The following is a 23,270-nucleotide window of genomic DNA, read 5'->3' on the forward strand; positions in this document are numbered from 1 at the left end:
GTGGCGTACCCCGAAGAGATCCGCAATGCGGCGAAGGGACTCTACCTTAAACGATGGACACCCCAGGAGATCAAGGACGAACTGGGGCTCAACTCCTGTCGCATCATCTACTACTGGGCCGAAAAGCTCGGCTGGCGTGACCTGCTGACCGAAGAGGCGGTGGAGGATGCCATCAATCGCCGGGTGCAGGTGTTGCTGCACCGCGAGAAGAAAACCCCGGGCGAGCAAGAGGAGCTGGACCGGCTCATCGGCCACCATGTCAGCCTCAAAGAGAAGGCGCTCAAGTGGGCCGAGCGTGAGCAGGCCCTCAAGACCCAGCGGGCGGAAGGGAGTGAACCCGGGCCCAGCCGTGGCAAGCGTGAGCACAACAGCCTGGGAGGGGGCGGCCGCAAGGGCGGCAAGAAGGCCAAGAACGAGATCGGGCACCTGACGGCCGATGACTTTACCGAGTGGCTGGGCACCCTGTTCGGCTATCAGTTGCGTGTGCGGGAGGCCAAGAACGACCCGGCGCTGCCGCGTACCCGCAATATCCTCAAGTCCCGTCAGATCGGCATGACCTACTACTTCGCCGGTGAGGCGCTGGAAGATGCCATTCTGAATGGTGGCAACCAGATATTCTTGTCCGCTACCCGGGCCCAGGCGGAGGTGTTCCGCTCCTACATCTGCAAGATTGCCCAGACCTTCCTCGGTGTCACCCTGACCGGCAACCCCATCGTGCTGTCGAACGGTGCCGAGCTTATTTTTTGCTCCACCAACTCCAACAGTGCGCAGTCCCGCTCCGGCAACACGTACATCGATGAGTATTTCTGGATCCCCAACTTCGAGAAGCTCTCCGACGTGGCCAGTGCCATGGCGACCCAGAGTCACTGGCGCAAGACCTTCTTCTCGACGCCATCGAGTAAGACTCACGAAGCGTATCGGTTCTGGACCGGGGATCGCTGGAAGGGTCAGAAACCAAGCCGAATTGCTATCGACTTCCCTGGAGAGGATGACCTGCGCGACGGTGGCCGCATCTGCCCCGATCGGCAGTGGCGCTATGTCATCACTGTCGAGGACGCTATCCGCCTTGGTTGCGACCGCATTGATATCGAGGAGCTGAAAGACGAATACCCCGAAGAGGTGTTCGACCGCCTCTACATGTGCCGCTTTATCGACGATGCCCTGTCGGTGTTCAAGTTTCAGGATATGGAGCGGGCAGGGGTGGACCCGACCCGGTGGGAGGACTACAAGCCCGGGCGGCCTGAACCGTTCGGGCGGCGCGAGGTGTGGATGGGCTATGACCCTAGCCGCACCCGCGACAATGCCACCCTGGTGGTGGTCGCCCCGCCCACCGTCGCCGGCGAGCGCTTCCGGGTGCTGGAAAAGCACTACTGGCGCGGGCTCAACTTCCAGTTCCAGGCGCAGGAGATCGAGCGCATCGCCAAGAAGTTCCGGGTCACCTATCTCGGGGTCGATGTCTCTGGCATCGGCTCCGGGGTGTTTGACCTCTTGAAGCCGGTCTTCAAAGGGGTGTGCCACCCCATCAACTACAGCATCGAGAGCAAGTCGCGGCTGGTGCTCAAGATGATCGATGTGGTGGAAGCGAACCGCATCGAGTGGGACAGCACTGATCGGGACATCCCGCTCGCCTTCCTCGCCATCAAGCGCAGCACTACCGGCGGCGGCCAGATGACGTTCCGTGCCGCCCGGGACAACGTGACCGGACACGCAGACGTGTTTTTTGCCATCGCCCACGCCGTGGCCAATGAGCCCCTTGATACCCACCGCAAACGCAAATCCACCTGGGCAACCAGCCAAGAGAAGAAGGCAGCATGACCAAGCGAAAGACACAACAACCGGCCCAGGCGGCCGCTTCATCCCCTCGGCCCTCGGTGGTGTTCAGCATGCCGGAGGCCATCGACCCCACGGCCTGGATGACCGATTACACCGGGGTGTTTTACAACCCCTATGGGGAATACTACCAGCCGCCCATCGACCGCAAAGGGCTGGCCAAGGTGGCCCGGGCCAATGCCCACCATGGGGCCATCCTGATGGCGAGGCGGAACATGGTGGCGGGGCGCTTTACCAATCAACGCGCCACCATCACGGCGTTCGTGCACAACTACCTGCAGTTTGGTGATGGTGGCTTGCTGAAGCTGCGCAACAGTTTCGGCCAGGTGGTGGGGCTGCACCCGCTCTCGAGCGTCTATCTGCGCCGGCGCGAGGATGGCTGCTTTGTCTACCTGCAGCAGGGCAAGCCGAACCTGATTTACCGCCCGGATGATGTGATTTGGCTGGCCCAGTATGACCCCGAGCAGCAGGTCTATGGCATGCCCGACTACCTGGGCGGCTTGCAGTCTGCCCTGCTCAACCAGGATGCCACCCTGTTTCGGCGCAAATACTTCCTCAACGGCGCCCACATGGGGTTCATCTTCTACGCGACCGACCCGAACATGGACGACGACACCGAGGAGGAGATGAAGGAGATGATCGCGAACTCCAAGGGGGTGGGGAACTTCCGCTCGATGTTCGTGAACATCCCGGACGGCAAGCCCGATGGCATCAAGCTGATCCCGGTGGGGGATATCGCGACCAAGGACGAGTTCGCGGCCATCAAGGGGATCACTTCCCAGGACGTGCTGACGGCGCACCGCTTTCCGGCGGCGCTGGCCGGTATCATCCCGATCAACGGCGGCGGGCTCGGGGATCCCGAGAAGTACGATGCCACCTATTCCAGGAACGAGGTACTGCCGCTGTGTGAGTTGGTGCAGGACGCCATCAACAGCGCAGGCCTGCCCCGGGCGCTGTGGGTCACGTTTCGAGAAGCGATAGGCTCCGCTGTATAAAAACACAGTCTCATTGATGTAAGATGCTATCTAGTGATTGAGATTTCGATTTATCGGGAGGGGTGATGCGGGTTTTTTGCAAAGAGTGTGGCCAGCGAGGCCGTATTACCAAGACCAATCGGCTGAGCGATGAGGTCTCCGATCTCTATTGCCAGTGCACTGATGCGGAGTGTGGTCATAGCTGGGTAGCCACGCTGTCGTTCACTCACACGCTGAGTCCATCGGCCAGGACGACAAACCAGTTGGTGCTGGGGCTACTTGGATCACTGACGCCAGAGGGGCGGCAGTTGGTACTGAAAGGACTGGGGGCGCAATAGCGCCCCTTGTTTCATCCGGTCGCTGAGAACCTATCAGCCAGCAGTTGCAATTTGGCGGGGCTGGCAGGCCCGCCAAATGTGCGAATACTGCTTCGTTTATGAACTTGTTTTAACCGTTCACCGAAGTACTTTTCGAAGACGTGAAACCCGGCCTTGGCTTCTGGCTCGCAGGTATAGTGACTCAGCCTGCCATACAGGGCGCATAGCCAGTCAGCACACTGAATCGTCTGATACAGATGGCTTTCTACTTGCGTCGGTGGTTCGATAAGACAACGTCTTCCGTGCTCACCGAACATCTCGATTGACGCTGTTTCGACTATTTTTTTCCGTTCGGTATGCTGGTCGATGATGATCATCAACTTGCTGTTATCTGTACAGCACTCTTGATCGAGCCGTTTGATCACCTCTCTCATCACATCGAGATAAAGCTTGGTGGAGTCCAGTTCCAGCCCTGGTTTCTTCTGCTGCCCGACATAGAAGGCGAAGCCCTCATCGTCTCTGATACGATTCAAGATTCGATTGACTGCTGCTCTGGTTTCACGATAGCGGGTGACATTCTTCTCGGTCAGCACTGATGTCCCTTTTTTCTCCCACTTTGCGGGATGAAAGGGTTGCTGATCCGCTACCGCCTTGGCTTGAGTATTGGCAAGATCAGTACTTAGAAGATGGTTTTTAAGCTGGAAGAAGAAGGAAGAAAACGCCCGTACCTTGTAGTACGGCAACACAAAGCCGCCAATACCAAACACTGGATGGGTATGGTGTTTGGGGTGGTCATTACCAAGGTAGGGGCCTGCGTGGCCAAACTCGTCAAGATAGGCGATGTATAGCAATGTTAGCCTCCATGCTCCAGATACACGAAAGCCCAACCACAAAATGGCTGGGCCTCGGAATTAGGGCGTCGCTGTCGCAACGCGCCTGACCGTCAATATACGCAATTTTTTAATTCTTGCAAGTATACATACGCATCTAATAGCTACTAAGAGCCACCAATAGCCGCAAACTAGTACGCGGTGGGCTGATAGTGCTAGCCGCGGTTCAGCCAGTGGCCGTGCAGCTGCATATGGCTGACGATATCGCGGTTGCTGCGTTGGCGGGCGTGGTAGGTGCGCATGTCCTGGCGCAGGTTCTCCAGCTCCTGGGTGAGGCTCATAAAGCGCGACTCCAGCCAGGCTTCGGCCTGAATGGCTTCCCTGTTTCGCTGGCCCAGCATATGGGCGTAGTTGAGCACGGCCATGGCATCGTCTTGTTGCTTGGCGCTGGGGAGGGCGGCCTGCCGGAGCTGGTCGGCCATCCAGTTGAAGGCGTTGATATAGGCCTCCTTGATGGCAGCAGCCTTCTTGCCGGTGAAGCCCATCACCACGAAGATAAAACCGTCTTTGGTCATCTCATATGCTGGCCGTTTCTCGCCTTTGCCATCTATGTACTCAACCGCCGCAAAATTGCGGGCGTTGAATTCAGATGAACACTCTATGTTTCGAACCTTCTTCAGAACGTCGTCGTGACGCTTACCAAATAATTCTGCCACCTTGAGCGAGGTAGTCATGGGCTGGCCGTGGTGCAGGCTGATGATATCGGATGGGGTAAAGGCATGGATGGTATGCATGGCTTGATTCCTTACGTGTAAGTGAATCGTCACCGAAGAGTCCAACCTTACTGGTGACGAACTGGACAGGATTGGACTTACCGGACACGAAAGGAAACCGGCGCCCCCGAGGGAGCTCCTGCCCAGCCCGTCATAACTGAAATTGCGGGTACTGCTGGGCCGCACAAAAAAACACGCATGGCGCGTGTTGTGCGCTTTCATGTTGCGGGAGTCCAAGCCCGGCAGCGGATTTTGCCGCTGCCTAGGCAGTATGTCGCAAACCCAAGGCGGGTTCAACCATCAGCCACAACACGATGGCGATGGTAGCGGCTGGCAGACCGCTGCGACATGTTTATCTGGGCCGGTCTATACAGGGTCAGTATTGGGAGAGGGCCTGTTCGGCCTCGATGTCCTGGTCGGTACAGGCTTTGATCATGACCCACCCACCGATTTTCCCCATCCGGTCGGCGCAGGATTCCACTATTTTCATGTGCTTGGCGTACTTGTCTTGATTGTTCAAGATGGCCTGCCGCGCCTCAATGTTCTGGTCTGAGCAGGCCTTGACCATGTTCCAGCCAAATTGTTTGGTGGTTCTGATGCAAAACTTGACGAGCTTTTCATGGGGCCGGTAGTTGGCATTTAACAGCTCATAGGCTTCCAGATCCTGATCCACACAGGCTTTCACCATGGTGGCACCGTACTGGTTCATCTGGGTTTTGCAGCGCTCGATGACCGCCGTTTTTTCGGTGTCACTGATGGCCATGGCGGAGGTGGCCAGCAACAACAGGCTGGCCGCGATAACTCGATTCATCTTGTTGTTCTCATTTGGGCGTGAACCAGCATGCTATCAAAACCTCCGCCCCCTTGGCGCGTGACCGGACACATTTCGCGATTTTCGCCATTACAAGGCCAGTGTCTTGTCGCCCTGGGTGTGCCAGCACTCCGCCTCTCCCTTGAATGCCCCGCCGCATCCTTCTGGCAATGCGCAGTCGCAGTTCTGGCAGCTCTGCTGTTTCAGTTCGGCCTCCTGCTCCAGCCAGCGTTCCCAGTCCCGCCGGATCAGGGTGCTGATGTACTCGTCGGCGGAGTAGGGCTCACCGCTGCCAGCCCGGGCGATGCGCAGCGTCTCCAACTGCTGGCGCTCCCGTTCTGAGAGCGCCACTTCCACCCGCTTGATACCGAGGGCGGCCCGCCTGGCCCGATGTTCCTGCTTGCGTTTGGTGGCGGGGTTCATGCTGCGCCCTCTCTTACCACCATGGCATCCTCCTTGGCCCATGCCCGCCAGCTGGAGATAGTTGCCTCCTTCGCCTGCTCGAGATGCGTCTGACCAGGGTGTTCGTACAGCACATGGGTCACAGTGCCGCGGTCGTTCTGCTTGATGGCTGTCACTTCCCTGGTACTACCGAAGCGGGTGATCACATCACCCGGTACCGGATGTTTGCGGGGGTCTCTCATGATTGAGCTCCTGTCTCGATTTGACGGTGGTCAGCCACTACCTGGTGCAGTGCCGGCCGGTATGTTGGGTTGAGCTGTGCGGCGGCCCCCGGGTTGGCGCGGTCGATGGCGCTGCCCGGGGCAATAAAGAGGGTGCGACCGGTGACGGCGCACCGGATGGTGCCGCTCTGGTCGATGGCCACGGGGGTGAGTCCGTCCACGATATGGCGGCGGCCAACCGAGCGGCCATCAGCTGTCAGCACTGGCACGGTGGGGCGGCTGGACTTGGCCTGAAACTGGTTCGGCACCTCGGCGGCGATGGCCGGCAGGGCCAGCAGCGATGGGCGTGGATGGCGACGGCGCAGGATGGCGCAGGCCACGTCTTGCTGCTTGCCCTTGAGCATCCCCACCCACTGGCTGATCTCGTTGGCTGGCCAGCGCTGCTGGAGAATGCAGGTCACCTGGTTATCCAGGCGGCGGTACTCTTCGCGGCTGACGGTCTGTGTGCAACTCATGTTCATGCCCACTCCTCGCTGTAGTCGTCCTGTTCCTGCATCCACTCCGGCGCATCCAGCCCTTCCAGCACGCGCCACATCTCGGACTGATAGGGCTGCGGCAGCATCTCTATCCAGCGGTGCGCCCCGGCGTGGCCCTGTGCCTGGTAGACCTTGCCGCACAGCTCAACCAGCATTGGCCAGTCCTCATCGCCTTCCGGTACCGCGTACTCATCCGGCTGGCCCTGTTCGGCTGGCACCTGGCCTTCCGGTTGCCAATCCTGCTCGCTCGGGATCGCCTGGCTCGACTGCACCTGGCCGTTCTCAAGCCGGAGGGTGTAGCCGTCCGCAGTCACGCTGGCACCTGCCCGCAAACGCCCGATAGAGAAGGGAGATAAACCCCATTGCTCTGCCATCAACTGATCCGCGAACGCCTCAGGATCCGGCTGCGTACAGTTATTGTCAGAGCTCCAAGGTGCCGGGCTGTCGCCCGTCTTAACCCCAACACCCCCAGCCGAAACTCTGGCGGCCTTGGTGGCCTCATAGGTGCCTGCTGGTACCACTTCCCACCCTTGCAGGCGGGTCTTGATACCCAAGCGGGCGGTGTGTAATCCCATCAGGCGCTTGATGTCTTCGCCGTAGCAGTTGGCCTGCTCCTCGATGAGGTGGGCCAGCTTGATTGGGTGCTCGGAGCGGGTCGCCAGAGCGCCGCCCATGGCTTCGAGGTAGCAACGAAAGATGGCGTTATCGGCGGCATAACGGGCGGCCTCAAAGCGCGGGTCTTGCAACACCGGCTTGGGTGGCCCCACCAGATCGCCATTCTTCTTGGCGTTGCTGATGCGGCGCAGCTCGCGCCAGACCCCGACCGGGGCGCCGCCGATCTGCTGGAAGGTGCGGATCCCCCACCAACTGGCCCACGCGCAGGCATGCAGTGCTCCCTGGTCTGCTGGGGTGTTCGCTTCTTCGTCGTCACCGACATAGGCGCCGTCGATGTTCTTGGCGATGTATTTGGCGAGATAGCCGGTTGCATCACCCTTGGTCGGGTCGATCATCTTCCAGTCGAACCGTGGCGTGATATCGGTAAAGGCCGGAGCCGCCACAGGCTTACGCTCCAGCTCAGCTTTGTCGTCATGCAGGGCGTAGTGCTGCAAGGTGCTGATCACCTTGTTGCGATCGCTTGGGCGCATAAACAGCAGCATGTGCCAGTGCGGGGTACCGTCATGGTGCGGCTCGCAGACCCGAAAACCATAAACTGGGGTACCGTTTCGCTTCAGTGCGGCGCGGGTCAGGCTCCACAGCTTGGCAAGGTATGAGCAGGTTTCGCGTGGGGTGGTACCGTCGTACTTATCGTTATCAACAGTCTTGCCGTTGCCGCTGGTCTTCCAGGCGTGAAAGCGGCTCGGTGCTGTCCAGGTGAAGAACACGCCCACATGGCCCTGCTGCTCGGCGTAGTCTTCAAAGCCACGCATGCGGGTCATCATCTCGTTACGGCGGTTGACCGGGTTGGAGACGCTGGCCTCCCAGCAATCCTTCATCGAGATCACCAGATCGTGCTGGCCGTTCATCACTTCCGACTCGGCCAGCCAGCGCATCATGGCCCGCTTGCGCTCGCGCACCACCTTCATTGTGGCGTTCGAGACGTAGGCAGAGACGCCCTTGCGCACCTTGCCCAGCAGAATGGCGATGTGCTCTTGCAGCCGATCCCAGCAGCGGTTGACTCGCTTCTCCCACCACTTGGCAGAGAGCAGGCGCACCATCACGCTCAAGATCCAGTTACTCCGCGCCTCTTTGGTTTGGAATTTTGGTATCTTGCCGATGAACCCCCACTGGTCGGCAGGCTGCTTGATGGCTTCCCATGTCTCCATCAGATCCAGTTCACCGGCAGTTGCGCCCTGCTCGATGTTCTTCCATATCGCTGCTGTCTGGTTGGCGAACTGGTGGGCAACACGCTTGCGGCCGTCATCATCGCGCAGCTGCTGGGCATCGACCGGGATCGCCTGTACGAGAGAGCGAATCCACCCGACCCGCTCACGCAGCCAGATGTTTGCATCGCGGGCTTTTCTGGCGGTGCCACCCTTGCGGCGGAGGATGTACTGCTTGAACAGGGTCTGGGTCAGTGGCATGGAGAAGCCATCGAGCAGCTGCACCGCCCAGACCAGATCGTACTCACCTACCGATCCGGTAAACGAATCAGCCAGGTTGATACCTGGCATGGAGTTGGAGAGCGATTCAATTCGCGACCTGATGGCCTTCTTTGACAGCGGCAGCTGCCCTTTTACAGCAGATGGCAGGCGTTGGATGGCAAAACCAAGTTGGCCAGCCTCGGCGGCTGGCCCTGTGTTGTTCTGGTGGTTCATAGGTGATGGGTACCCGACAGCTCTTTGATGTTGTTCCGGCATGAGGCCAGCGCACGGCGGGCATGGCGCACCATCTTTCTGGCTGCGACACACTGGCGCAGGGTGAGGGCGACCGTGCAGCGGGGGCGAGGGGATAGCTGGCGCATGGCCAGCAGGTCGCGCTGGTAGCTGCGCAGGCGGGCCTCGTCGCCCATCAGGGTGTCGAACCATCTATCCACACGGGTTTGCAGGTCGGTGATCAGGCGGTGGCTCATTTGATGGTCTCCCCCAGCCCGTGGAGCGGTTCGCAGTCTGCCCACCACTCTGCTATTTCTCTCGCCAGCGCCACCTCACCGCCACCCAGCGCCAGCCAGTACACGGCGCGGATGGCGCCAAGGGCCAGCAGCTCCTGGGTGATATTGCGGTTGCGCTTGGCGTCGCAGCCCGAGGTGGCGAACTCATCGGCAGCGGCCTCCCAGTGCTTGGTCAGCGGGCTGACAGGCGCGGGCGGCTGCATATGGGCGGGACCCGCCTCTGTGGTGCCCTGGTCATCCAGCGGGGCCTCCAGTTCAAACAGGTCGGTCATACCAGCGTCTCCTTGTCGTCGCGGTCTGCATTGGCCTCGCTGCAGGCCAGCGCCAGCAGCCCATACATCGCCAGCAGCAGCACTGCTGAGCGAGTGACAACCAGATCCTCACGCCGCAGGCCATCACCCTGGTTCAGCTCTGCCAGCAGTTGCACGACCAGCTCGCCGGTGTCCTCGAAGGCAGCCAGCCGCTTGCTCAGCTCGTCGGCTGACCTGTAGCCAATGCAATGAGCGGCGGCCGACATGGCGACCATGCTGGTGTTTACCTCACCGACAAGCGGCTCTGGGAGCGAATCGCCGTTAACACCGACCCAGTCGCTCAGGCTGGCGGCGGTGGTTTTGACCACCCCATACAAATCCAGCACAGCCAGCTCGGCGGCCAGCCTGGCCCGCATTGCCATCGGGTTTACATAGATGTCGCTCACGCCTCATCCCCCATCACAGAGTCGTCATCGAGCAGATCCGCGGGGCGGCTGGTCACGACCAGCTGCACCTGGATGTACTCATCACCGGAGTAGAGCTCGCCCAGGGCGATGCGGTTTTCCTGCTCGCCGGTGGCCAGCAGTTCGGTCAGCAGTGGCAGCACGGCCTGCTCTGCCCGCTTGGCGATATGAATGGCGTCGATGCTCATGCCTGGGCCCTCCGGTTCATGGTGTGGAATAGCTGGTGCCAGCGCAGTTGCTGGCGGGCCTGCTCGCGCAGATTGCGGCCCTCGGGGCCGCGCTTGGTGGTGTAGGTCTTCGCCCTGATGCGGTGCGGCAGGTCGGCCAAGTCGGCCAGCGCTGCCTGCCGGGAGATGGGGTGGAACAGCTTTTTCATGCCACCCCCTCGATGATGCGAATCGAGCCAGAGTTCAGGCGCTCCATGCGGGCATACCCGTTCTGGCCGCGCAGCCAGGTGGTGCCGCAGTTGATGTAACCGCGTCTGACCAGATAGGCGCTGGCGGCCTTGATGGTCGGTTCGGTGTGACGAGTGATAACGGCGGCCATGATCAGATCCCTCCACGGCTGTTGACGCATGACCAGACCGCACGCCAGGCCATGGCGGCCGGGCGTTCTACTGCATGGATCAGGTCAGGGCTGGCGTTGTAGCGTTGACCCAGGCGGGCCAGCTTGCGGTTTTGCAGGCGCAGGTTGCGCACAGTGTCGAGAATGGCTAAAGTTGGCATTCGACCTCCTAGTCGATAGCTGATTGATGAAAGCCCCGCGGTGTTCCACCACCTTTGCGGGGTTTTTTATTGCCCGATTGCTCGCGGGCCGCTTTGTGTCATCTGGTTGGCCGCCATGACGGCGCGCTTCATGCGCAGCTTTGCGGCGCGTTCCTTCTTCTCTCTCTCGATATCTCCGATGTGTCTGGTCACTGGCGCCGGGTGCCACACCTTGGTGTCACAGCCGCCGCGAAACTCCCCCTGATACTCCAGCGCGATCACTGCCATCCTTACCGCCTCGCGTTGTGCGTGGGGCAGGGCTGACAAGGTTGCCGTCATCAGCTCGCCTCTTGGCTGGCGGGCGATGGCACAGATGGCCGCTTTCTTGGCCTGACTCAGGGCCAGCCAGTCGGTGTCCAGACTGGAGCGCGTTTTGCCGAACAACTCCCGCAGGATCTGGCAGCCGGCGGTGTTCATGGCCACCTGCTCCAGCGGAGTCAGGCCCGCGAGGTTGCGTTCGTCGTGGTTGATTTGCTTCTCTTGCATGGGTTTCCCCTTACATGGTCATGGTTTGCATCAGGATGTCTGATGCGCAGGCGACGGCCGGCACAGCCTGAAAGCGGGCCTCGACGTCGTGGATGAGTAGTGCCAGCGACCCCATGGCGGCGGTGGCGACACTGATGATGGTGTTGCGTTCGGTGCGGGTGACCCGTCCCCGTTCGGCCAGCTCCACCGCACGCAGGCCGATACTGGCCACGTCAGCGTTGAGGCGGATCGCCTGGTGGGGAAGGGATGGCGCCCGGTCGGCGCTGGGGATGGCGATGGCCGTCAGGCCACACTCCATCAGCATGCCGTCAATCAGGGTTTCGTCCCCGTCGGTGGCGTGGTAGAGCGCGATGAGATCAGCCACGGTCAGGTGATGCGGTTGGTCGGGGTTGAGTTTGTTTCTCAACACCTGGGCATCAATGCCGGCCAACGGAGCAATCGCGCTGATCTCGTGATTAGATTTGAACCTGCTGCATGCAGATTCGAGGTGCGGGTGTTTGCAGTCGCCACTGATAAACATGGTTCTCGCTCCAATGAGTGCCATAGTAATCAGGAGGTTGCAGGGAGGTAGGCGGCTGCGGCGGCTTTGTGGTAGAGCGCGACCATGTTGATCAGGACGCGATGCTTGGGGCCTGGTTTTGGCATGATCTGCAGCTCACCACTGGAGATCATCTTCTTGACGGTGCCAACAGGGATACCGGTATCGGCGCTATAGCGCTCGATGGTTTTGACCGGCGAGTCGATCTTGAGTGCAAATTCTGACATGATTGAACCTCTTGATTGAGCGTCAATACGGGGCAATGTGATTCGATATGTTTTGGTCTAACTCAGCGGTTTGATTCTCAACCTATCGGTTTGCCCTGTCAAGATTCCATAGATGGTTTATTTGATCTGAGGGTTTGATGATGGCTGTCGTTTCCAACCAAAACGTTGTTTATGACCACGATGGGTTTGTTGAAAGGCTTGCTGGAGTTATCGGTGCCGAGCCAGTTAGGGCCTTTGCCCGGCGTGCAGACATGAGCGATACAGGTTTGAAACGGTATCTATACGATGGAACCATTCCACCAATAGATAGAGCGATGCGTTTGGCAGAGGCTGGAAATGTCGATCTGGTCTGGTTGCTCTTTGGCATTGGTGACCCGTCGCCAGTAAAAGGTAACTCTTTCCCCAGTGATGCCGCTGCTGAACACCGTGTGACATATCAATCCGATGAGTTCACGACGATTCCGGCCTACCAGGTCGAAGCCAGTGCGGGTCATGGTTCACAGATCACGGATGAGCCTCTGGCTGAGCCCATGGCGTTCCGTACCGACTGGCTGCGCCGTGAAGGGTTTGACCCTGCCAAGATGGCTGTCATCCGTTCCAAGGGCGACTCGATGGAGCCGACCATCAATGATGGCGATGTGATCCTGGTGCGGTTGAAGAACGGGGAAGCGCCGCGCGATGGCCTCTATGTGCTGCGCCTCGATGGCGGTCTGTTCGTCAAGCGCCTGCAGTTCGATCTGGGCGGGGTGCGCATCATCTCTGACAACCCTCTGTATAAATCCCGTGACCTGAGCAAGGCCGAGCTGGCCGAGTTGGATCTAGTTGGCCGCGTAGTCTGGGCCGGGAAGAAGTTTTAAGTTGAAGGTGGACGGTGACAGTCAAAAAGATTGAGGGGCAATCCAAGCCCTGGCGGGCAGACGTGCGCCCTGATGGGGTGAATGGCCCCCGCCTGCGCAAATCCTTTATGACCAAAGGTGAAGCGCTGGCGTGGGAGCGGCACCAACTGATGAACAAGCCCTGGCTTAAAGAGGCCGCCCCTGAGCCAGAACCTGAGCCAGAGGGCCCCCGGTTACTTGACTTGGTGCACCTTTGGTTTGGTCGCCATGGCCAGACCCTTGCGGATGGTGAGCGGCGGCGTGACAAGTTGGTGTGGCTGTGCGAGGCGCTGGATAACCCGCTGGCCAGCGAGTTCACCTCCGAACACTTCTCGGCATATAGAGAGCGTCGGCTGGCTGGCGAACTCTATGTGCCAGGGCAACGCAAGCAGGTGACGCCGACCACCATCAACCGGGAGCAGCTCTATTTGCAGGCGGTGTTCAATGAGCTTTCTCGCCTGGGGGTATGGCACGGCGGTAATCCACTGGCCGACCTGCGCCAGTACAAGGTGCAGGAGAGCGAGCTGGCCTATCTCTCCCAGGATGAGATCGAGCAGTTGCTCGATGCCTGCAAAGAGCAGCGGGATCTGTGGCTTGTCGTGATGCTTTGCCTATCTACCGGCGCCCGCTGGTCGGAGATTGAAAAGGTCAGTCGCTCCCAGATCGGTATGGGGCGAATCACCTTCACCAAGACCAAGGGCAAGCGGAACCGGACTGTTCCCGTGGCTCCCTGGTTACTGACCATGCTGCCTCGGCGAACTGGCCGCCTGTTCGACGATTGCTATGCTGAGTTCGAGAAGGCAATCAGACGGGCTGGCATCACATTGCCCGCAGGCCAGAGTACCCACGTTCTACGGCACACCTTTGCCAGCCACTTCATGATGAACGGCGGCAACATCCTGGTGCTGCAGCGCATCCTCGGCCATACCGACATCAAGATGACGATGCGTTATGCCCACTTCGCGCCCGATCACCTAGAGGACGCCGTGCGGCTGAACCCCATCACGGCGTTGAACAGTGTCCATAAAGAAAAACTCGAAGCGTCTTGATTTAATGCGTTGATTTTTATCGCATTATTTTTCACTCTCTAGTTTTCAAGGCAAAAAAAAAGCACCTTCTAGAGGTGCTTTTTCTTGTCTTGAAAACTTCATGCAGCTTCTTTCGTGCACTTTTTGGGGCCGCTAATCTCAGGACCATTGAACTTGAACTTGTCTTTTTTCAATTCTTGAGCTGCTGCCATTACATGGCCGAGGGCCTCACCCAGGCGGCTGTAAACATCTTGAGCGCCGAGCTTACGTTCTACGGCGCAATGCTGAGTATGTTTCATGTCATGCTCTCTTTTGCGTTGGCCAAAAATTCTGTTACTAACGCATGTTTACTTGATCTGACTTTCTGTCAGTAAAGTCAACCTTTTAATGGTTGTAAAGTGCGTTAGATCTCTCTGAAAGTAACCAACTGTATCTTGCAGGTTTGAGTTACTAGATTTGGTAACTCATCTTGGTTACTAGTTTGGGTAAGTGATTCTACACAGAACCAGGGTGATGTCGAGTGATAACTGCACAACTGGGATGCGCTAACTCGATAGGTTCTATCGGCGTCTTAGTCACCTTCTGTAATCCTAGCGAATGTAGCGGCCAAATCTGCAAGCGACTGATGCATGTTTTGACCATCGACCTGGAAGCCAAACAGACGGTAGTAAGCCATGAGTTCTGGTTCAACATCCATGAGTCTTACAGTATTACCACCTACAGCAGCTACATACAGGAAGGATGCGATGATCATCATCTCAAAGACACGGCCTTTCAGCTGGTGCTGCTCTTCACGTCTGATGAACGACTCAACAAAGTGCATTTCTAGGGTATCTGTTTCGGGTTTAAAAACCCCCAGAATTGCTGCATTGAGCAACCTAGTGTCGGACTGTAACTTTAGGGCTACGTCAAAGGACCACTCCATGTTGCCGTATTCTGTTAGTCCCGCCTCCCAGTTTAGATGTCCGAACCCCCCAGATAAGTAGGCCCAATCGAGCTCATTTACAGGCCCTACTGCGAGTCCTAAGCCCATCTCATCAGTGACAACTTGCATTGCACTCAGGACTGCCGATTTTATCTGGTCTGCATTCATGTAGTTAGGCCGTAGGTTGATGGTTTTTCAATCTTATCACTACTGTGCATACGTACAGAAGGATCTAATGAGAGCCAATCATCTCAGATAGATCTCCGTGGAACAAATTTGGCGGTGGTAACACTCGTCGCATGTCCATAAAGAGTCCACCAAAGCCCCTCATATTTAGCCATATTTGCCCATATTGAGATTTACATGCCTTTTATAATCAGTATGTTATTGATTTTAAAGGTATCCCGTCGGTTTCAAAATCCGCCGTAGCAATACGTGTCGGTTCGAGTCCGACCCCGGGCACCATTAAAACTCTTGTCTGGTCAACAAGATACGGCGTTTAGGCGCTGTCCTTTCTCGGAACAACTGCGGTTGAAACTCTCAATAACGTGCAAATGCGTGCAAGAGGTTTTAACCAATGGCAAACGTTCAAAAAATATCAGGCAAACGTGGCACCAGCTATCGCGTGCAATTCATGCGAAACGGTCGCCGTGTAGGCCAAACATTCCCTCGTAAAAAAGACGCAGAAGCCTTTTTGGCTCAGATTACCGTATCCGATGATCTGGCCGATGCGCTGACGAACGTCACACTAACGACCACAACCCTATCCCAAGCAATCCGCGATTACCTCGACCAGTACAATGGCCGAGACTCAAGCATTATCCAGCGCCTTACGTGGTGGGCTGACCGCCTTGGCTCCAAGCCAGTGGGCAGAGTTACCCGCCAACAAGTAAAGGCCGCCCTTAACGATCTGCAAGCCGAAGGGAAGCAACCCAGCACCCAGAACCGTTACCGGAGCGCGTTGTCTAGCGTCTTTGTTTGGTTTAACGACAAGCACGACACTAAGCACAACCCCGCCCGTGAAGTTCGCCAGCAGACAGAAGACAATGCCCGAACCCGCTTCCTGAGCGATGCAGAGTTGCCACGGCTACTGGCAGCAGCTAAGGCCAGCAAATGGGAACGGCTGCACCTGCTTATCTCAATGGCTATCTTCACCGGCGCCCGCCGTAGTGAACTCATCGGCCTGCAATGGTCAGATGTTGATCTCAAGGCCAGAACCGCACACCTGCACCACACCAAAAACGGCACCCAGCGAGTGCTGACCCTTCCCCCGGCCCTTGTCCAAGAGATGATGAAGTTCCGGCAAGTGGGCAATTCCTATCTATTCCCCCACCCTAGCAAGTTAAACGCCCCCTTTGAGCATTTTGACTCGTTCTGGCAAGCCTGCCGTGCCGAGGCCGGAATCACCGACTTCCATTTCCATGACCTGCGGCACACATGTGCGAGCCTATTAGCCAAGAGTGGGGCTAGCTTGCTGGAGATTGCCCAGGTATTGGGGCACAAGTCGATCACCATGACCCAGCGTTACAGCCATTTGTGTAATGGTCACAAGCAATCGTTAACCGATCGCGTGTTCGGAGCCATTGCGTTATGACATATCTGAGCCATGACCCGAAAAATGGGGCCCTATCGGCGCACAAGTCGAAGCGTGAGCGTGAGCAGTGGTGCGAGAGTACCGGAGCAGAGGCTATCACCATGAAGCAAGCCAGAGAGCTTAGGCCCACATGGAATGCCGCCGACTGGCGAAGGTTTACAGCCCTGACTGATTACCAGGACTGAAAAGAAGAAGCCCCCGCAACTGGTGGAACAGTTCGAGGGCTATGGGACACAACCGATGAGGAAGCATCGATCATGAACACTCAGATCATACCCGCCAAATCAGCAGCCCAGCAAGCAGCAAGGGCCGCCGTCATTGCTTATCGAGCAGGATTTCAACAAGAGGCCGCCATCCTGTGGCGAGCCGCTATTTTCGCATACCTGGAGAACAACAAATGGCAAGACCAGTAAGTGGGCTTTCCAAGATGGACGTGAAGATCATCAAGTCACTTCAAGATGGGACATCAAACAAGGTGGCGGCGCTCGATGCCGGTGTGCGCATCACGTCCGACACAAAAACACCAGTAAAGCGAGCCAAGGCGAAGCTGAAGAAGTCCCGTTTCAGTGAGGCGATCAGGACTCAGACCAAGGAGGAACGCGGGGTAATCATCATGGGCGAAACACTACACCCATACACCCCAGAGCTTGAATGGTTCGCGAATATAAGCGAGTCACATCTTTGTTTTTATGAGCACTTGCTCTCGCAAGGATGGGAGCTGGATAAGGATGGCACCTTGTTCAACCCCAAGGAGCGCGAGGGCACCAAGGAATGACTGGTCAAATGTTGGGCAATTCATGTCCCCCTCACCTTGATGCTCCGGTCTGCTCATTCTGCGAGAGTGTGTTCGACCCGAGCAAAACCGAAACCGCAGTCCGAGACCACAAGAAAGAGGAAAAGCAATTATGGGAAACCATGAATTAGTAGCTCTCAGTTCAGACCTTAACAACTGGTTGCCAATGCGTGAACTGTCCCAACAGTTCCCGAAATTCACCTACCAGCAGATCAAGGTGATGTTCTGGAGAAAAGAGGACAAGCCCGGCCTGGATCGTTGCGCCCGGATGGTCGGACGAACTCAATACATAAACCATCGTTTGTTTGGTTTGTGGCTGGCTGGACAACTGCCGGAACAGCAGGCAAGGGATGCTTAATCCTACAGGAAACCTAGTAAATACGGGTTTGCCTTGGCTGTGTGTGCGAAACGCAGTGCAAAAGGTGAAAAAAGCCCCCGAGTAACACTCGAGGGCCCCAAGAAGTTGGCCGCCGTGACTTTGGCGAGACGGGGCGGCCAACAACCCAACGAAAGGATAATTGTTGATGCATGAAGACGCTATTACTTTAGCCGACCGATGCTTCCCCGTGAACCGTGACAAGTCGCCACGGGTGAGGAATTGGAAGGCCCATATCGAGGGGGCGAGCGATGCCCGTATGTTTGGTGTCCCTGTGCCTGCCGGTGTCGTTGTCATCGACCACGATTCCTATAAGCAAGACGCCATCAGCAAAGAGGCGCTGGCTGACAATCTCGGAATTTCCCTAGAGACTTTGGACGACGCGCACTTACAAACCACCCGGAGCGGTGGCACGCATTACGCCTTTACCGTTCGACAAGATGCCGACATACCTAACACGACCAATGTGTGGCCGGGCGTCGATATCCGCTCTGCTGGTCGAGGTTATATCGCCTCAGGGCGAGGCTACACGGACGCCGAAGGCGCACCAATCGATCATGCCGCGATTGAGCGAATCACCTGTGGCCCTCTTCTCGATACAGCCCCGTTATGCAAGCGCCCGAGGCTGGCGGAACGCACCGAACAAGTTGAAACCGCTGCCGTTACGCCGTTGGCTGACATTAAGTGTTGCCTCGACCACCTGGGCACCGATGAGCAGTGGCTCAGCGTAGGTATGTCCGTTCACCAGGCTGCGGGGGGAAGCGAGGAGGCTTGGGAACTATTCAACGAGTGGAGCGCCCGATTTCCGGGGAGCTATGACTACGACAACAACCGCAAGCGCTGGGACTCTTTCAAGGTGGGTAAGCCCGGTGCGGCTGGGATGGGGACACTGATCCATTTGGCCGGAGTATCAGCGCACGACCTACCGAGCCACGGCGGGCAGGTAGCCGGAGATGATGATCTCGCTGATGAAGCTCCCCGCAAGCTAAGCCTGCCGCTGTCATTTGGCTCGGAGGGATTCGACCGCGCAAGCCAGTATCTAATCAAAGGCTTGTTGCCTGCCGAGTGCACCAGCTCCATTTATGGCCCCTCAGGTAGCTATAAATCATTCCTCGCTATCTCTTGGGCCTGCCACATTGCCACGGGTAAAAGCTGGGATGGGCGACGGGTGGAGAAGGGCGCGGTCATCTATGTAGTGGGGGAAGGTGGAACCGGTGTGCCTCGCCGAATCAAGGCATGGGAGAACACACACCAGGAGAAGGCCACCAATCTCTGCTGCGTCAATCAGCCCGTGTTCGTGGCTGCACCATTGCAGGTCGAGCAGCTCCGACTGGCCGCCGAGCATGTTAAGCAGTACACGGGGCTGCGGGTGGTGCTGATCGTCATCGACACCCTGGCGCGGTGCTTTGGCGGTGCTGACGAGAACAAAGCCAGCGACATGGGGCTTTTCATTGCGGGTTGCGATGCCATCAAGGCGGCTACGGGGGCGACCGTGCTGGTTGTGCACCACTCGGGCAAGGATGAGACGAAGGGGGCTCGTGGTAGTTCGAGCTTCCGGGCCGCCTTGGACGCTGAATTTCTCGTTAAGCGGGAGGCTGTGGGCGCAAAAGCACTGGTGCTCGCCTGTACCAAGCAGAAGGATGCCGAAGAGGCCGAGAGCCGCGCCTATGACCTAAGCGAGCGGTTCCTATATACCGACAGCGATGGGGAGGACGTTACCAGCTTGGCGGTGTCTGCCACGGGGCGAGAGCCCATAGAGGAAGAAGAGTTGGCAGAGCCGACCCTATCCGCCAACCATCAGGCTATGTATGAGGCTATCACCACCTTGTGGGGAATCTCAGACGGTGTCGCCATGTGGGATGCAGTTATGGCCTCGATGAAGCAGAACGGCACATGGAACCCTAAGAAGGGGCGCGAGTGGCTCGGAAAGCTGGAGCGGGATGGCTTAATCGTGTTTGCCGATGGCGAAATAACGTGCCCAGACGAGGACTAATAGCCCGCTTTTTGTGATGTAAATCACGCCCCGCCCCCGCTTCCCCCCTATACACACAGGGCGGGGCGGGTCCAAAACTGGAGAGTGTTGGTACTAGTGGGCTCACTAATTATTACGCCCCGCCCCGCCTTGTGTACCTAGGGGGAGGCGGGCGGGGCGAGTCAAAAAAACACTGGTTTGCACTCAATATCACCCAGTGGAACGCGCAAGCCGCCGTGTGTCGCTGTTCCTGAGGGATTATCAATCCGTTATCTGTAAATAACAGCTCAATTACAGGACAAAAGCAGTTGCCCTTGATGCAGGCATCTGATCTACTATCAGAAACATTTGGGGACTCGTATGGATAATAGAATTGTAGTAAAAGGTCGGTTTCGCAAAGGTGAAAGTGGTAACCCAGCAGGGCGGCCAAAAGGGGCGAAGGGTAAGCGTAATCAGATCCCAGAAGAGTTGACCGCTGACGCCTTGGCAAAATTGGCCGCACTGGTAGCCGAGGGCGATACCCAGGCTGTCCGAATGGTACTTGATCGAGTAATCCCCACGCTGCGCGCCGTAACGCCGGTCGGGTCGCTGGACGCCGAACTCATCCAAATGAAAATCAAAGAGCTGGGAGAGTTTGAAGCCCGTCTCGCTGCACTGGAGGCCAGCCGTGACCAGTAGACACGCCCGCCTAAAGCGACTTGAACGAGCCTTTGCGCCGCATGCGCTGGCTGGTTATCGGTTCGTCACACACGTCACGGTTGAGCGGAGCGACCCGCTCAACGGGACGAGTGAGCATGTCCCACTAGGGGGGCCAATAGCTGAGCTGTTGGTATACGCCGCCACCCGCGACGAGTACCGGGCCACAGTTGCGGCGTTGCGGCCTCACTTCATCTTACTGGAGGGGTGATATGGCCAAAGCATTGATGGCCCGACTGGCTCGCCTGGAGAGTCTTGAAAGCGTCCAGATGCCCACTGTTATCGAATATCACCGGGTGGTATCCGTGCGCAGTGACGACCACCGGAGAGGCTCCTGTGTGGTTCAGGGCAACGAGATGACGTTCTTCGCCAGCAGCGCCGCCGAATATGAGCAAGCAAGCGCCCGCCAAGCGGCAGGCCGAAACATCATTCTGATTGCTGTGGATGCTCGGTGTATCAATTTCCAACAAGAAGGCACGCAATGACGTTCCTCGTTGTCATCTCACCGCTCAAGTGTGGATACCCACGCTGGAAACAGCAACTAACCACCTAGAGGATTCAAAAAATGGCACTTTCTAAATTCACTGAAACCCTGATTCGCGGATTCCAGACCTCACCCAACGGGGCTGTTGGTCATCATCGTGTGGCCCTGAGAGTCAACCAGGCAATCGATGCTTTCAACGGCCTGAACGCCGATACGACCCGAAGCCGCAGCGAGAAAGCACCACTTTATAAGCAACTACAAGAGCAACACGGCAAAGCCATCAAGGCCGATTTGGACAAGTTCGGCAATGAACTGCTGGCCCGTACTGACGCGCACGAGGCCAAAGTTGCCAAGGTGCTGAACTCCGTCAGCCTCGCCGATGCGGTTCAGATTGTTGCCGGTCTCAAGGCTGCGGGTTTAACTGCCGAGCAGTTCCGCAGCGCGATAGCTGATAGCGGGGAAATCGCCGTTGCAATGGCCCGTGTCCCACAGGCGTTGTCCGGCCTGTCTGCTGACGTGGCAACGGCTGCGGCTCTCAACCACTACCCAGACTTGTTGGCCGAGGCCGCCGCAAATGAGCGCGATTTTAGCGCCTATTCGAGCCTCTCGAATGTCGTAGACCGCACCATCCGCGAAATCGGCCTGAATGTCGATGAGCAGGCTTTAGCCTCCCGATTCGACGAAGCTGCACTGGCACCACGGCCGGAGCCAAAGACCCAAGCCGAGCAGAACGCAAGCGAGTAAACCATTTCCCGGGCCTACCGGCCCGGTTTTGAATCAACTAGGAGAGACACAACATGAAAACTATCACTTTGAACGACGAACAGGCCAGTGCACTGATGCAGATTCTGAAACTGGCGGATAAAACACAAAACGGGCTAGCCCTAGCCTTTGAACAACGGATGCGCGACCTAGAAGACGTATTGAAGCTGCCAGTGGAAGAGCTGAAACGGCTTGGCGAGGAAGGCCATTACCTACCTGGACTAGAAGAGCAGCATCTACAGTGGTGTGAGTGTTGTGAGGTCACGGAGGTTATCTACGACAACCAGATCCGGTTTGATGAAATCAGTAAATTGCTTATTGCGGCCCCACGGTTCGAATACGTGGCGAGCAAGTGAACGTACAAATTCTTGGGTCTTCCGAGACTTTCATAAACCCCTCATTGAGGGGTTTTCTTTGTGTAGAGCTTGGTTAATTCTGCCATACAGATATAGCGGGCGGTGTTCTGTGTGCGCTCAACAGTTTCAGTTTCTTTGGCGCGATAAACCGCGTTAACTGCGGTGTTAATCATTACTTCCGCCTCGGCTCCTAGGCGACCGTCTGCCTCGGTTTTCCGTACTTCCCGTTTGATGTTGCTCGCTACCGTAAAGGCTTCAAAACCAGCTTTCTTAGACTCACGTAGAGACCTGATGAACTTGGTATCTATGTGGTTACAAAGGTCCGTTGCGAGTTCTATCAGTGCGGCCTCTTTAGCCTTTTCTTTCTCAGTGTGCTTCTTGTACGCCACAGTAAGTCCAAGCCCTAGGGCCATTGCAACGGTAAACCAGATAACCTTTTTCATTTGTAATTAGCCTGTGGTTAATGTCGGTAACGCCGCTCTAGGGTATCACCCATCAATCAAACTGGTTGAATGCCTTTCTTCGTGCAATTTCGTGCAACTTGCCTAAAACCATCACAAACCAGAGGCAACCAAAAACCAGTTGAAATGGGGGTTTGCGACCTGTACGATTTGCCTGAAACCGTAGTTTTGGGATTCAAAATCCGCCGTAGCAATACGTGTCGGTTCGAGTCCGACCCCGGGCACCATCAGATTCCATAACAAAAGGCCATCCTCGCGGATGGCCTTTTGTTTTTCCGGGCGGTGCGAAGAGGTGTACCCACAGACCCACAGACCCACAGACCCACAGACCCACAGACCCACAGACCCACAGACCCTCAGACCCTCAGACCCTCAGACCCTCAGACCCTCAGACCCTCAGACCCTCAGACCTTCAGACCTTCAGACCTTCAGACCTTCAGACCCACAGGCGCTCGGGCCATCAGCCTCTCGGACTGCCATCCCCTCAGTCGATATTCTGCGCGATGCGCCACAGCACGCCGGCGGGATCGTACAGACAGAACTCCTTCATGCGCCACGGCTGGGTGACGAGCTCCGTGACCCTGACGCCGTAGCGGGCGGCGACCTGGCTCGCCTCCACTTGGGCCTGCCAGGCGGCCACGTCCTCCACCAGGAGGTGCATCATGAGCTGCTCGGCCAGCCCCGGGGGATTGCCATCCTGCAGCAGGAAGCTTGCGTTGCCGAGATGAAAATAGGCCACGCCGTCGCCATCGGAGGCCAGGGTAAAGCCGAGATCCTGATAGAACTGCTTTGACTGCGTGAAATCCCGGGCAGGCACGAAGGCCTTGATTTCGGTCACGTTGAGATTGGGCATGGGCTCCTCGCGGCGCTGGGAACAGGGAAGATGGCTTGCCAGTATGACCGGGCATTTCGGGGC

At 57.5% G+C, this 23,270-nt stretch carries 35 protein-coding genes; 14 read left to right on the forward strand and 21 right to left on the reverse strand.

The genetic code is table 11. From position 1 onward, the window contains the following. The 3 genes from ACPW74_RS00005 to ACPW74_RS00015 all read left to right on the forward strand — a co-directional run bounded on the left by ACPW74_RS00005 (position 1) and on the right by ACPW74_RS00015 (position 3,142). On the forward strand, positions 1–1,815 hold the full coding sequence (locus ACPW74_RS00005) for a terminase large subunit domain-containing protein (RefSeq protein ID WP_411646733.1): 1,815 nt from the start codon (positions 1–3) through the stop codon (positions 1,813–1,815). Continuing rightward, positions 1,812–2,825, forward strand: coding sequence for a phage portal protein (locus tag ACPW74_RS00010; protein ID WP_182955451.1), 1,014 nt, complete (start codon positions 1,812–1,814; stop codon positions 2,823–2,825). The genes ACPW74_RS00005 and ACPW74_RS00010 overlap by 4 nt, the downstream gene beginning before the upstream one ends. Positions 2,826–2,890: 65 nt before the next feature. Continuing rightward, complete coding sequence (locus ACPW74_RS00015) at positions 2,891–3,142, forward strand: ogr/Delta-like zinc finger family protein (RefSeq protein ID WP_102949124.1); 252 nt, start codon at positions 2,891–2,893, stop codon at positions 3,140–3,142. Between the two features lie 11 nt (positions 3,143–3,153). Here ACPW74_RS00015 and ACPW74_RS00020 read toward each other — a convergent pair whose 3' ends face one another. From ACPW74_RS00020 to ACPW74_RS00100, 17 genes are all read right to left on the reverse strand, one after another. Beyond that, on the reverse strand, positions 3,154–3,972 hold the full coding sequence (locus tag ACPW74_RS00020) for a DUF3800 domain-containing protein (RefSeq protein ID WP_425858504.1): 819 nt from the start codon (positions 3,970–3,972) through the stop codon (positions 3,154–3,156). Between the two features lie 194 nt (positions 3,973–4,166). Then, positions 4,167–4,745 (reverse strand): Rha family transcriptional regulator, encoded by a 579-nt coding sequence (locus tag ACPW74_RS00025; RefSeq protein ID WP_425858505.1) that lies wholly within the window; start codon positions 4,743–4,745, stop codon positions 4,167–4,169. 355 nt (positions 4,746–5,100) lie between these two features. Next, a complete protein-coding gene (locus tag ACPW74_RS00030) occupies positions 5,101–5,535 on the reverse strand; it encodes a hypothetical protein (RefSeq protein WP_425858506.1) in 435 nt (144 codons plus the stop codon). Between the two features lie 90 nt (positions 5,536–5,625). Further along, the gene (locus tag ACPW74_RS00035) at positions 5,626–5,958 is read right to left on the reverse strand and encodes a hypothetical protein (RefSeq protein ID WP_425858507.1); all 333 of its coding nucleotides are present in this window, start codon (positions 5,956–5,958) and stop codon (positions 5,626–5,628) included. Then, positions 5,955–6,179, reverse strand: coding sequence for a hypothetical protein (locus tag ACPW74_RS00040; protein WP_095591450.1), 225 nt, complete (start codon positions 6,177–6,179; stop codon positions 5,955–5,957). The genes ACPW74_RS00035 and ACPW74_RS00040 overlap by 4 nt, the downstream gene beginning before the upstream one ends. Further along, a complete protein-coding gene (locus ACPW74_RS00045) occupies positions 6,176–6,673 on the reverse strand; it encodes a hypothetical protein (RefSeq protein WP_425858508.1) in 498 nt (165 codons plus the stop codon). The genes ACPW74_RS00040 and ACPW74_RS00045 overlap by 4 nt, the downstream gene beginning before the upstream one ends. A gap of 2 nt (positions 6,674–6,675) precedes the next feature. Then, positions 6,676–8,865 (reverse strand): replication endonuclease, encoded by a 2,190-nt coding sequence (locus ACPW74_RS00050; RefSeq protein WP_425858509.1) that lies wholly within the window; start codon positions 8,863–8,865, stop codon positions 6,676–6,678. Positions 8,866–9,005: 140 nt separating this feature from the next. After that, a complete protein-coding gene (locus tag ACPW74_RS00055; RefSeq protein WP_102949128.1) occupies positions 9,006–9,263 on the reverse strand; it encodes a hypothetical protein in 258 nt (85 codons plus the stop codon). Further along, positions 9,260–9,574: a hypothetical protein gene (locus ACPW74_RS00060; protein WP_102949129.1), complete on the reverse strand. Its 315-nt coding sequence runs from the start codon at positions 9,572–9,574 to the stop codon at positions 9,260–9,262. The genes ACPW74_RS00055 and ACPW74_RS00060 overlap by 4 nt, the downstream gene beginning before the upstream one ends. Then, complete coding sequence (locus ACPW74_RS00065) at positions 9,571–9,999, reverse strand: hypothetical protein (RefSeq protein WP_127904544.1); 429 nt, start codon at positions 9,997–9,999, stop codon at positions 9,571–9,573. The genes ACPW74_RS00060 and ACPW74_RS00065 overlap by 4 nt, the downstream gene beginning before the upstream one ends. Then, on the reverse strand, positions 9,996–10,205 hold the full coding sequence (locus ACPW74_RS00070; RefSeq protein ID WP_102949131.1) for a hypothetical protein: 210 nt from the start codon (positions 10,203–10,205) through the stop codon (positions 9,996–9,998). The genes ACPW74_RS00065 and ACPW74_RS00070 overlap by 4 nt, the downstream gene beginning before the upstream one ends. After that, on the reverse strand, positions 10,202–10,393 hold the full coding sequence (locus ACPW74_RS00075) for a hypothetical protein (protein ID WP_102949132.1): 192 nt from the start codon (positions 10,391–10,393) through the stop codon (positions 10,202–10,204). The genes ACPW74_RS00070 and ACPW74_RS00075 overlap by 4 nt, the downstream gene beginning before the upstream one ends. Continuing rightward, positions 10,390–10,563: a hypothetical protein gene (locus ACPW74_RS00080; protein WP_193758891.1), complete on the reverse strand. Its 174-nt coding sequence runs from the start codon at positions 10,561–10,563 to the stop codon at positions 10,390–10,392. The genes ACPW74_RS00075 and ACPW74_RS00080 overlap by 4 nt, the downstream gene beginning before the upstream one ends. A gap of 2 nt (positions 10,564–10,565) precedes the next feature. Next, the gene (locus ACPW74_RS00085; protein WP_193758892.1) at positions 10,566–10,742 is read right to left on the reverse strand and encodes a hypothetical protein; all 177 of its coding nucleotides are present in this window, start codon (positions 10,740–10,742) and stop codon (positions 10,566–10,568) included. Positions 10,743–10,808: 66 nt separating this feature from the next. Next, positions 10,809–11,267 carry a hypothetical protein gene (locus ACPW74_RS00090; protein ID WP_102949134.1) on the reverse strand — a complete coding sequence of 153 codons (459 nt, stop codon included), beginning with the start codon at positions 11,265–11,267 and terminating at the stop codon, positions 10,809–10,811. Between the two features lie 10 nt (positions 11,268–11,277). Further along, on the reverse strand, positions 11,278–11,787 hold the full coding sequence (locus tag ACPW74_RS00095) for a phage regulatory CII family protein (RefSeq protein ID WP_102949135.1): 510 nt from the start codon (positions 11,785–11,787) through the stop codon (positions 11,278–11,280). 29 nt (positions 11,788–11,816) lie between these two features. Next, positions 11,817–12,032 carry a hypothetical protein gene (locus tag ACPW74_RS00100; protein ID WP_102949136.1) on the reverse strand — a complete coding sequence of 72 codons (216 nt, stop codon included), beginning with the start codon at positions 12,030–12,032 and terminating at the stop codon, positions 11,817–11,819. Positions 12,033–12,169: 137 nt separating this feature from the next. Here ACPW74_RS00100 and ACPW74_RS00105 point away from each other — a divergent pair, with 137 nt between their 5' ends. Then, positions 12,170–12,889 (forward strand): LexA family transcriptional regulator, encoded by a 720-nt coding sequence (locus tag ACPW74_RS00105; RefSeq protein ID WP_227656737.1) that lies wholly within the window; start codon positions 12,170–12,172, stop codon positions 12,887–12,889. 14 nt (positions 12,890–12,903) lie between these two features. Continuing rightward, the gene (locus tag ACPW74_RS00110; protein WP_102949137.1) at positions 12,904–13,956 is read left to right on the forward strand and encodes a site-specific integrase; all 1,053 of its coding nucleotides are present in this window, start codon (positions 12,904–12,906) and stop codon (positions 13,954–13,956) included. A gap of 98 nt (positions 13,957–14,054) precedes the next feature. Here the strand turns inward: ACPW74_RS00110 and ACPW74_RS00115 are convergent, their stop codons facing one another. Beyond that, positions 14,055–14,234: a hypothetical protein gene (locus ACPW74_RS00115; protein ID WP_127904545.1), complete on the reverse strand. Its 180-nt coding sequence runs from the start codon at positions 14,232–14,234 to the stop codon at positions 14,055–14,057. Between the two features lie 272 nt (positions 14,235–14,506). Then, positions 14,507–15,028, reverse strand: a complete 522-nt coding sequence (locus ACPW74_RS00120) for a hypothetical protein (protein WP_425858510.1) — start codon at positions 15,026–15,028, stop codon at positions 14,507–14,509. 409 nt (positions 15,029–15,437) lie between these two features. Between ACPW74_RS00120 and ACPW74_RS00125 the strand changes: the two genes are divergently transcribed. The 9 genes from ACPW74_RS00125 (at position 15,438) to ACPW74_RS00165 (ending at position 21,893) form a co-directional block, all read left to right on the forward strand. After that, positions 15,438–16,454: a tyrosine-type recombinase/integrase gene (locus tag ACPW74_RS00125; protein ID WP_280094361.1), complete on the forward strand. Its 1,017-nt coding sequence runs from the start codon at positions 15,438–15,440 to the stop codon at positions 16,452–16,454. 257 nt (positions 16,455–16,711) lie between these two features. Beyond that, complete coding sequence (locus ACPW74_RS00130) at positions 16,712–16,867, forward strand: hypothetical protein (protein WP_225159672.1); 156 nt, start codon at positions 16,712–16,714, stop codon at positions 16,865–16,867. Next, positions 16,852–17,229 carry a hypothetical protein gene (locus ACPW74_RS00135; protein ID WP_225159674.1) on the forward strand — a complete coding sequence of 126 codons (378 nt, stop codon included), beginning with the start codon at positions 16,852–16,854 and terminating at the stop codon, positions 17,227–17,229. Before ACPW74_RS00130 ends, ACPW74_RS00135 begins: the two co-directional genes overlap by 16 nt. 130 nt (positions 17,230–17,359) lie before the next feature. Next, positions 17,360–17,605: a hypothetical protein gene (locus tag ACPW74_RS00140; protein ID WP_225159676.1), complete on the forward strand. Its 246-nt coding sequence runs from the start codon at positions 17,360–17,362 to the stop codon at positions 17,603–17,605. A gap of 166 nt (positions 17,606–17,771) precedes the next feature. Next, positions 17,772–19,616, forward strand: coding sequence for an AAA family ATPase (locus ACPW74_RS00145; protein WP_425858511.1), 1,845 nt, complete (start codon positions 17,772–17,774; stop codon positions 19,614–19,616). Positions 19,617–19,955: 339 nt separating this feature from the next. Beyond that, positions 19,956–20,273: a DUF5681 domain-containing protein gene (locus tag ACPW74_RS00150; RefSeq protein WP_225159679.1), complete on the forward strand. Its 318-nt coding sequence runs from the start codon at positions 19,956–19,958 to the stop codon at positions 20,271–20,273. 230 nt (positions 20,274–20,503) lie between these two features. After that, positions 20,504–20,776: a hypothetical protein gene (locus ACPW74_RS00155; RefSeq protein ID WP_225159681.1), complete on the forward strand. Its 273-nt coding sequence runs from the start codon at positions 20,504–20,506 to the stop codon at positions 20,774–20,776. An 80-nt stretch (positions 20,777–20,856) separates the two neighbouring features. After that, complete coding sequence (locus ACPW74_RS00160; protein WP_225159683.1) at positions 20,857–21,519, forward strand: hypothetical protein; 663 nt, start codon at positions 20,857–20,859, stop codon at positions 21,517–21,519. 53 nt (positions 21,520–21,572) lie between these two features. Further along, positions 21,573–21,893 (forward strand): hypothetical protein, encoded by a 321-nt coding sequence (locus tag ACPW74_RS00165; protein ID WP_225159685.1) that lies wholly within the window; start codon positions 21,573–21,575, stop codon positions 21,891–21,893. A gap of 41 nt (positions 21,894–21,934) precedes the next feature. On the opposite strand, the gene ACPW74_RS00170 is transcribed toward ACPW74_RS00165, so the two are convergent. Together ACPW74_RS00170 and ACPW74_RS00175 are read right to left on the reverse strand one after the other, a co-directional pair. Then, the gene (locus ACPW74_RS00170; RefSeq protein ID WP_225159686.1) at positions 21,935–22,336 is read right to left on the reverse strand and encodes a hypothetical protein; all 402 of its coding nucleotides are present in this window, start codon (positions 22,334–22,336) and stop codon (positions 21,935–21,937) included. Between the two features lie 502 nt (positions 22,337–22,838). Continuing rightward, positions 22,839–23,207 (reverse strand): VOC family protein, encoded by a 369-nt coding sequence (locus ACPW74_RS00175; RefSeq protein WP_042882282.1) that lies wholly within the window; start codon positions 23,205–23,207, stop codon positions 22,839–22,841. Between the last annotated feature and the right edge of the window lie 63 nt (positions 23,208–23,270).

Origin of the sequence: Aeromonas sp. INTO2, assembly GCF_049860605.1 — a bacterium.
GTDB lineage: Bacteria > Pseudomonadota > Gammaproteobacteria > Enterobacterales > Aeromonadaceae > Aeromonas > Aeromonas caviae.

Coding starts and splice junctions, on each gene's coding strand:
- ACPW74_RS00010 (WP_182955451.1), top strand. CDS start 1,812: ATGACCAAGCGAAAGACACAACAACCGGCCCAGGCGGCCGCTTCATCC.
- ACPW74_RS00015 (WP_102949124.1), top strand. CDS start 2,891: ATGCGGGTTTTTTGCAAAGAGTGTGGCCAGCGAGGCCGTATTACCAAG.
- ACPW74_RS00025 (WP_425858505.1), bottom strand. CDS start 4,745: ATGCATACCATCCATGCCTTTACCCCATCCGATATCATCAGCCTGCAC.
- ACPW74_RS00030 (WP_425858506.1), bottom strand. CDS start 5,535: ATGAATCGAGTTATCGCGGCCAGCCTGTTGTTGCTGGCCACCTCCGCC.
- ACPW74_RS00035 (WP_425858507.1), bottom strand. CDS start 5,958: ATGAACCCCGCCACCAAACGCAAGCAGGAACATCGGGCCAGGCGGGCC.
- ACPW74_RS00040 (WP_095591450.1), bottom strand. CDS start 6,179: ATGAGAGACCCCCGCAAACATCCGGTACCGGGTGATGTGATCACCCGC.
- ACPW74_RS00045 (WP_425858508.1), bottom strand. CDS start 6,673: ATGAGTTGCACACAGACCGTCAGCCGCGAAGAGTACCGCCGCCTGGAT.
- ACPW74_RS00050 (WP_425858509.1), bottom strand. CDS start 8,865: ATGCCAGGTATCAACCTGGCTGATTCGTTTACCGGATCGGTAGGTGAG.
- ACPW74_RS00055 (WP_102949128.1), bottom strand. CDS start 9,263: ATGAGCCACCGCCTGATCACCGACCTGCAAACCCGTGTGGATAGATGG.
- ACPW74_RS00060 (WP_102949129.1), bottom strand. CDS start 9,574: ATGACCGACCTGTTTGAACTGGAGGCCCCGCTGGATGACCAGGGCACC.
- ACPW74_RS00070 (WP_102949131.1), bottom strand. CDS start 10,205: ATGAGCATCGACGCCATTCATATCGCCAAGCGGGCAGAGCAGGCCGTG.
- ACPW74_RS00075 (WP_102949132.1), bottom strand. CDS start 10,393: ATGAAAAAGCTGTTCCACCCCATCTCCCGGCAGGCAGCGCTGGCCGAC.
- ACPW74_RS00080 (WP_193758891.1), bottom strand. CDS start 10,563: ATGGCCGCCGTTATCACTCGTCACACCGAACCGACCATCAAGGCCGCC.
- ACPW74_RS00085 (WP_193758892.1), bottom strand. CDS start 10,742: ATGCCAACTTTAGCCATTCTCGACACTGTGCGCAACCTGCGCCTGCAA.
- ACPW74_RS00090 (WP_102949134.1), bottom strand. CDS start 11,267: ATGCAAGAGAAGCAAATCAACCACGACGAACGCAACCTCGCGGGCCTG.
- ACPW74_RS00095 (WP_102949135.1), bottom strand. CDS start 11,787: ATGTTTATCAGTGGCGACTGCAAACACCCGCACCTCGAATCTGCATGC.
- ACPW74_RS00100 (WP_102949136.1), bottom strand. CDS start 12,032: ATGTCAGAATTTGCACTCAAGATCGACTCGCCGGTCAAAACCATCGAG.
- ACPW74_RS00105 (WP_227656737.1), top strand. CDS start 12,170: ATGATGGCTGTCGTTTCCAACCAAAACGTTGTTTATGACCACGATGGG.
- ACPW74_RS00115 (WP_127904545.1), bottom strand. CDS start 14,234: ATGAAACATACTCAGCATTGCGCCGTAGAACGTAAGCTCGGCGCTCAA.
- ACPW74_RS00120 (WP_425858510.1), bottom strand. CDS start 15,028: ATGAATGCAGACCAGATAAAATCGGCAGTCCTGAGTGCAATGCAAGTT.
- ACPW74_RS00125 (WP_280094361.1), top strand. CDS start 15,438: ATGGCAAACGTTCAAAAAATATCAGGCAAACGTGGCACCAGCTATCGC.
- ACPW74_RS00130 (WP_225159672.1), top strand. CDS start 16,712: ATGAACACTCAGATCATACCCGCCAAATCAGCAGCCCAGCAAGCAGCA.
- ACPW74_RS00135 (WP_225159674.1), top strand. CDS start 16,852: ATGGCAAGACCAGTAAGTGGGCTTTCCAAGATGGACGTGAAGATCATC.
- ACPW74_RS00140 (WP_225159676.1), top strand. CDS start 17,360: ATGGGAAACCATGAATTAGTAGCTCTCAGTTCAGACCTTAACAACTGG.
- ACPW74_RS00145 (WP_425858511.1), top strand. CDS start 17,772: ATGCATGAAGACGCTATTACTTTAGCCGACCGATGCTTCCCCGTGAAC.
- ACPW74_RS00150 (WP_225159679.1), top strand. CDS start 19,956: ATGGATAATAGAATTGTAGTAAAAGGTCGGTTTCGCAAAGGTGAAAGT.
- ACPW74_RS00155 (WP_225159681.1), top strand. CDS start 20,504: ATGGCCAAAGCATTGATGGCCCGACTGGCTCGCCTGGAGAGTCTTGAA.
- ACPW74_RS00160 (WP_225159683.1), top strand. CDS start 20,857: ATGGCACTTTCTAAATTCACTGAAACCCTGATTCGCGGATTCCAGACC.
- ACPW74_RS00165 (WP_225159685.1), top strand. CDS start 21,573: ATGAAAACTATCACTTTGAACGACGAACAGGCCAGTGCACTGATGCAG.
- ACPW74_RS00170 (WP_225159686.1), bottom strand. CDS start 22,336: ATGAAAAAGGTTATCTGGTTTACCGTTGCAATGGCCCTAGGGCTTGGA.
- ACPW74_RS00175 (WP_042882282.1), bottom strand. CDS start 23,207: ATGCCCAATCTCAACGTGACCGAAATCAAGGCCTTCGTGCCTGCCCGG.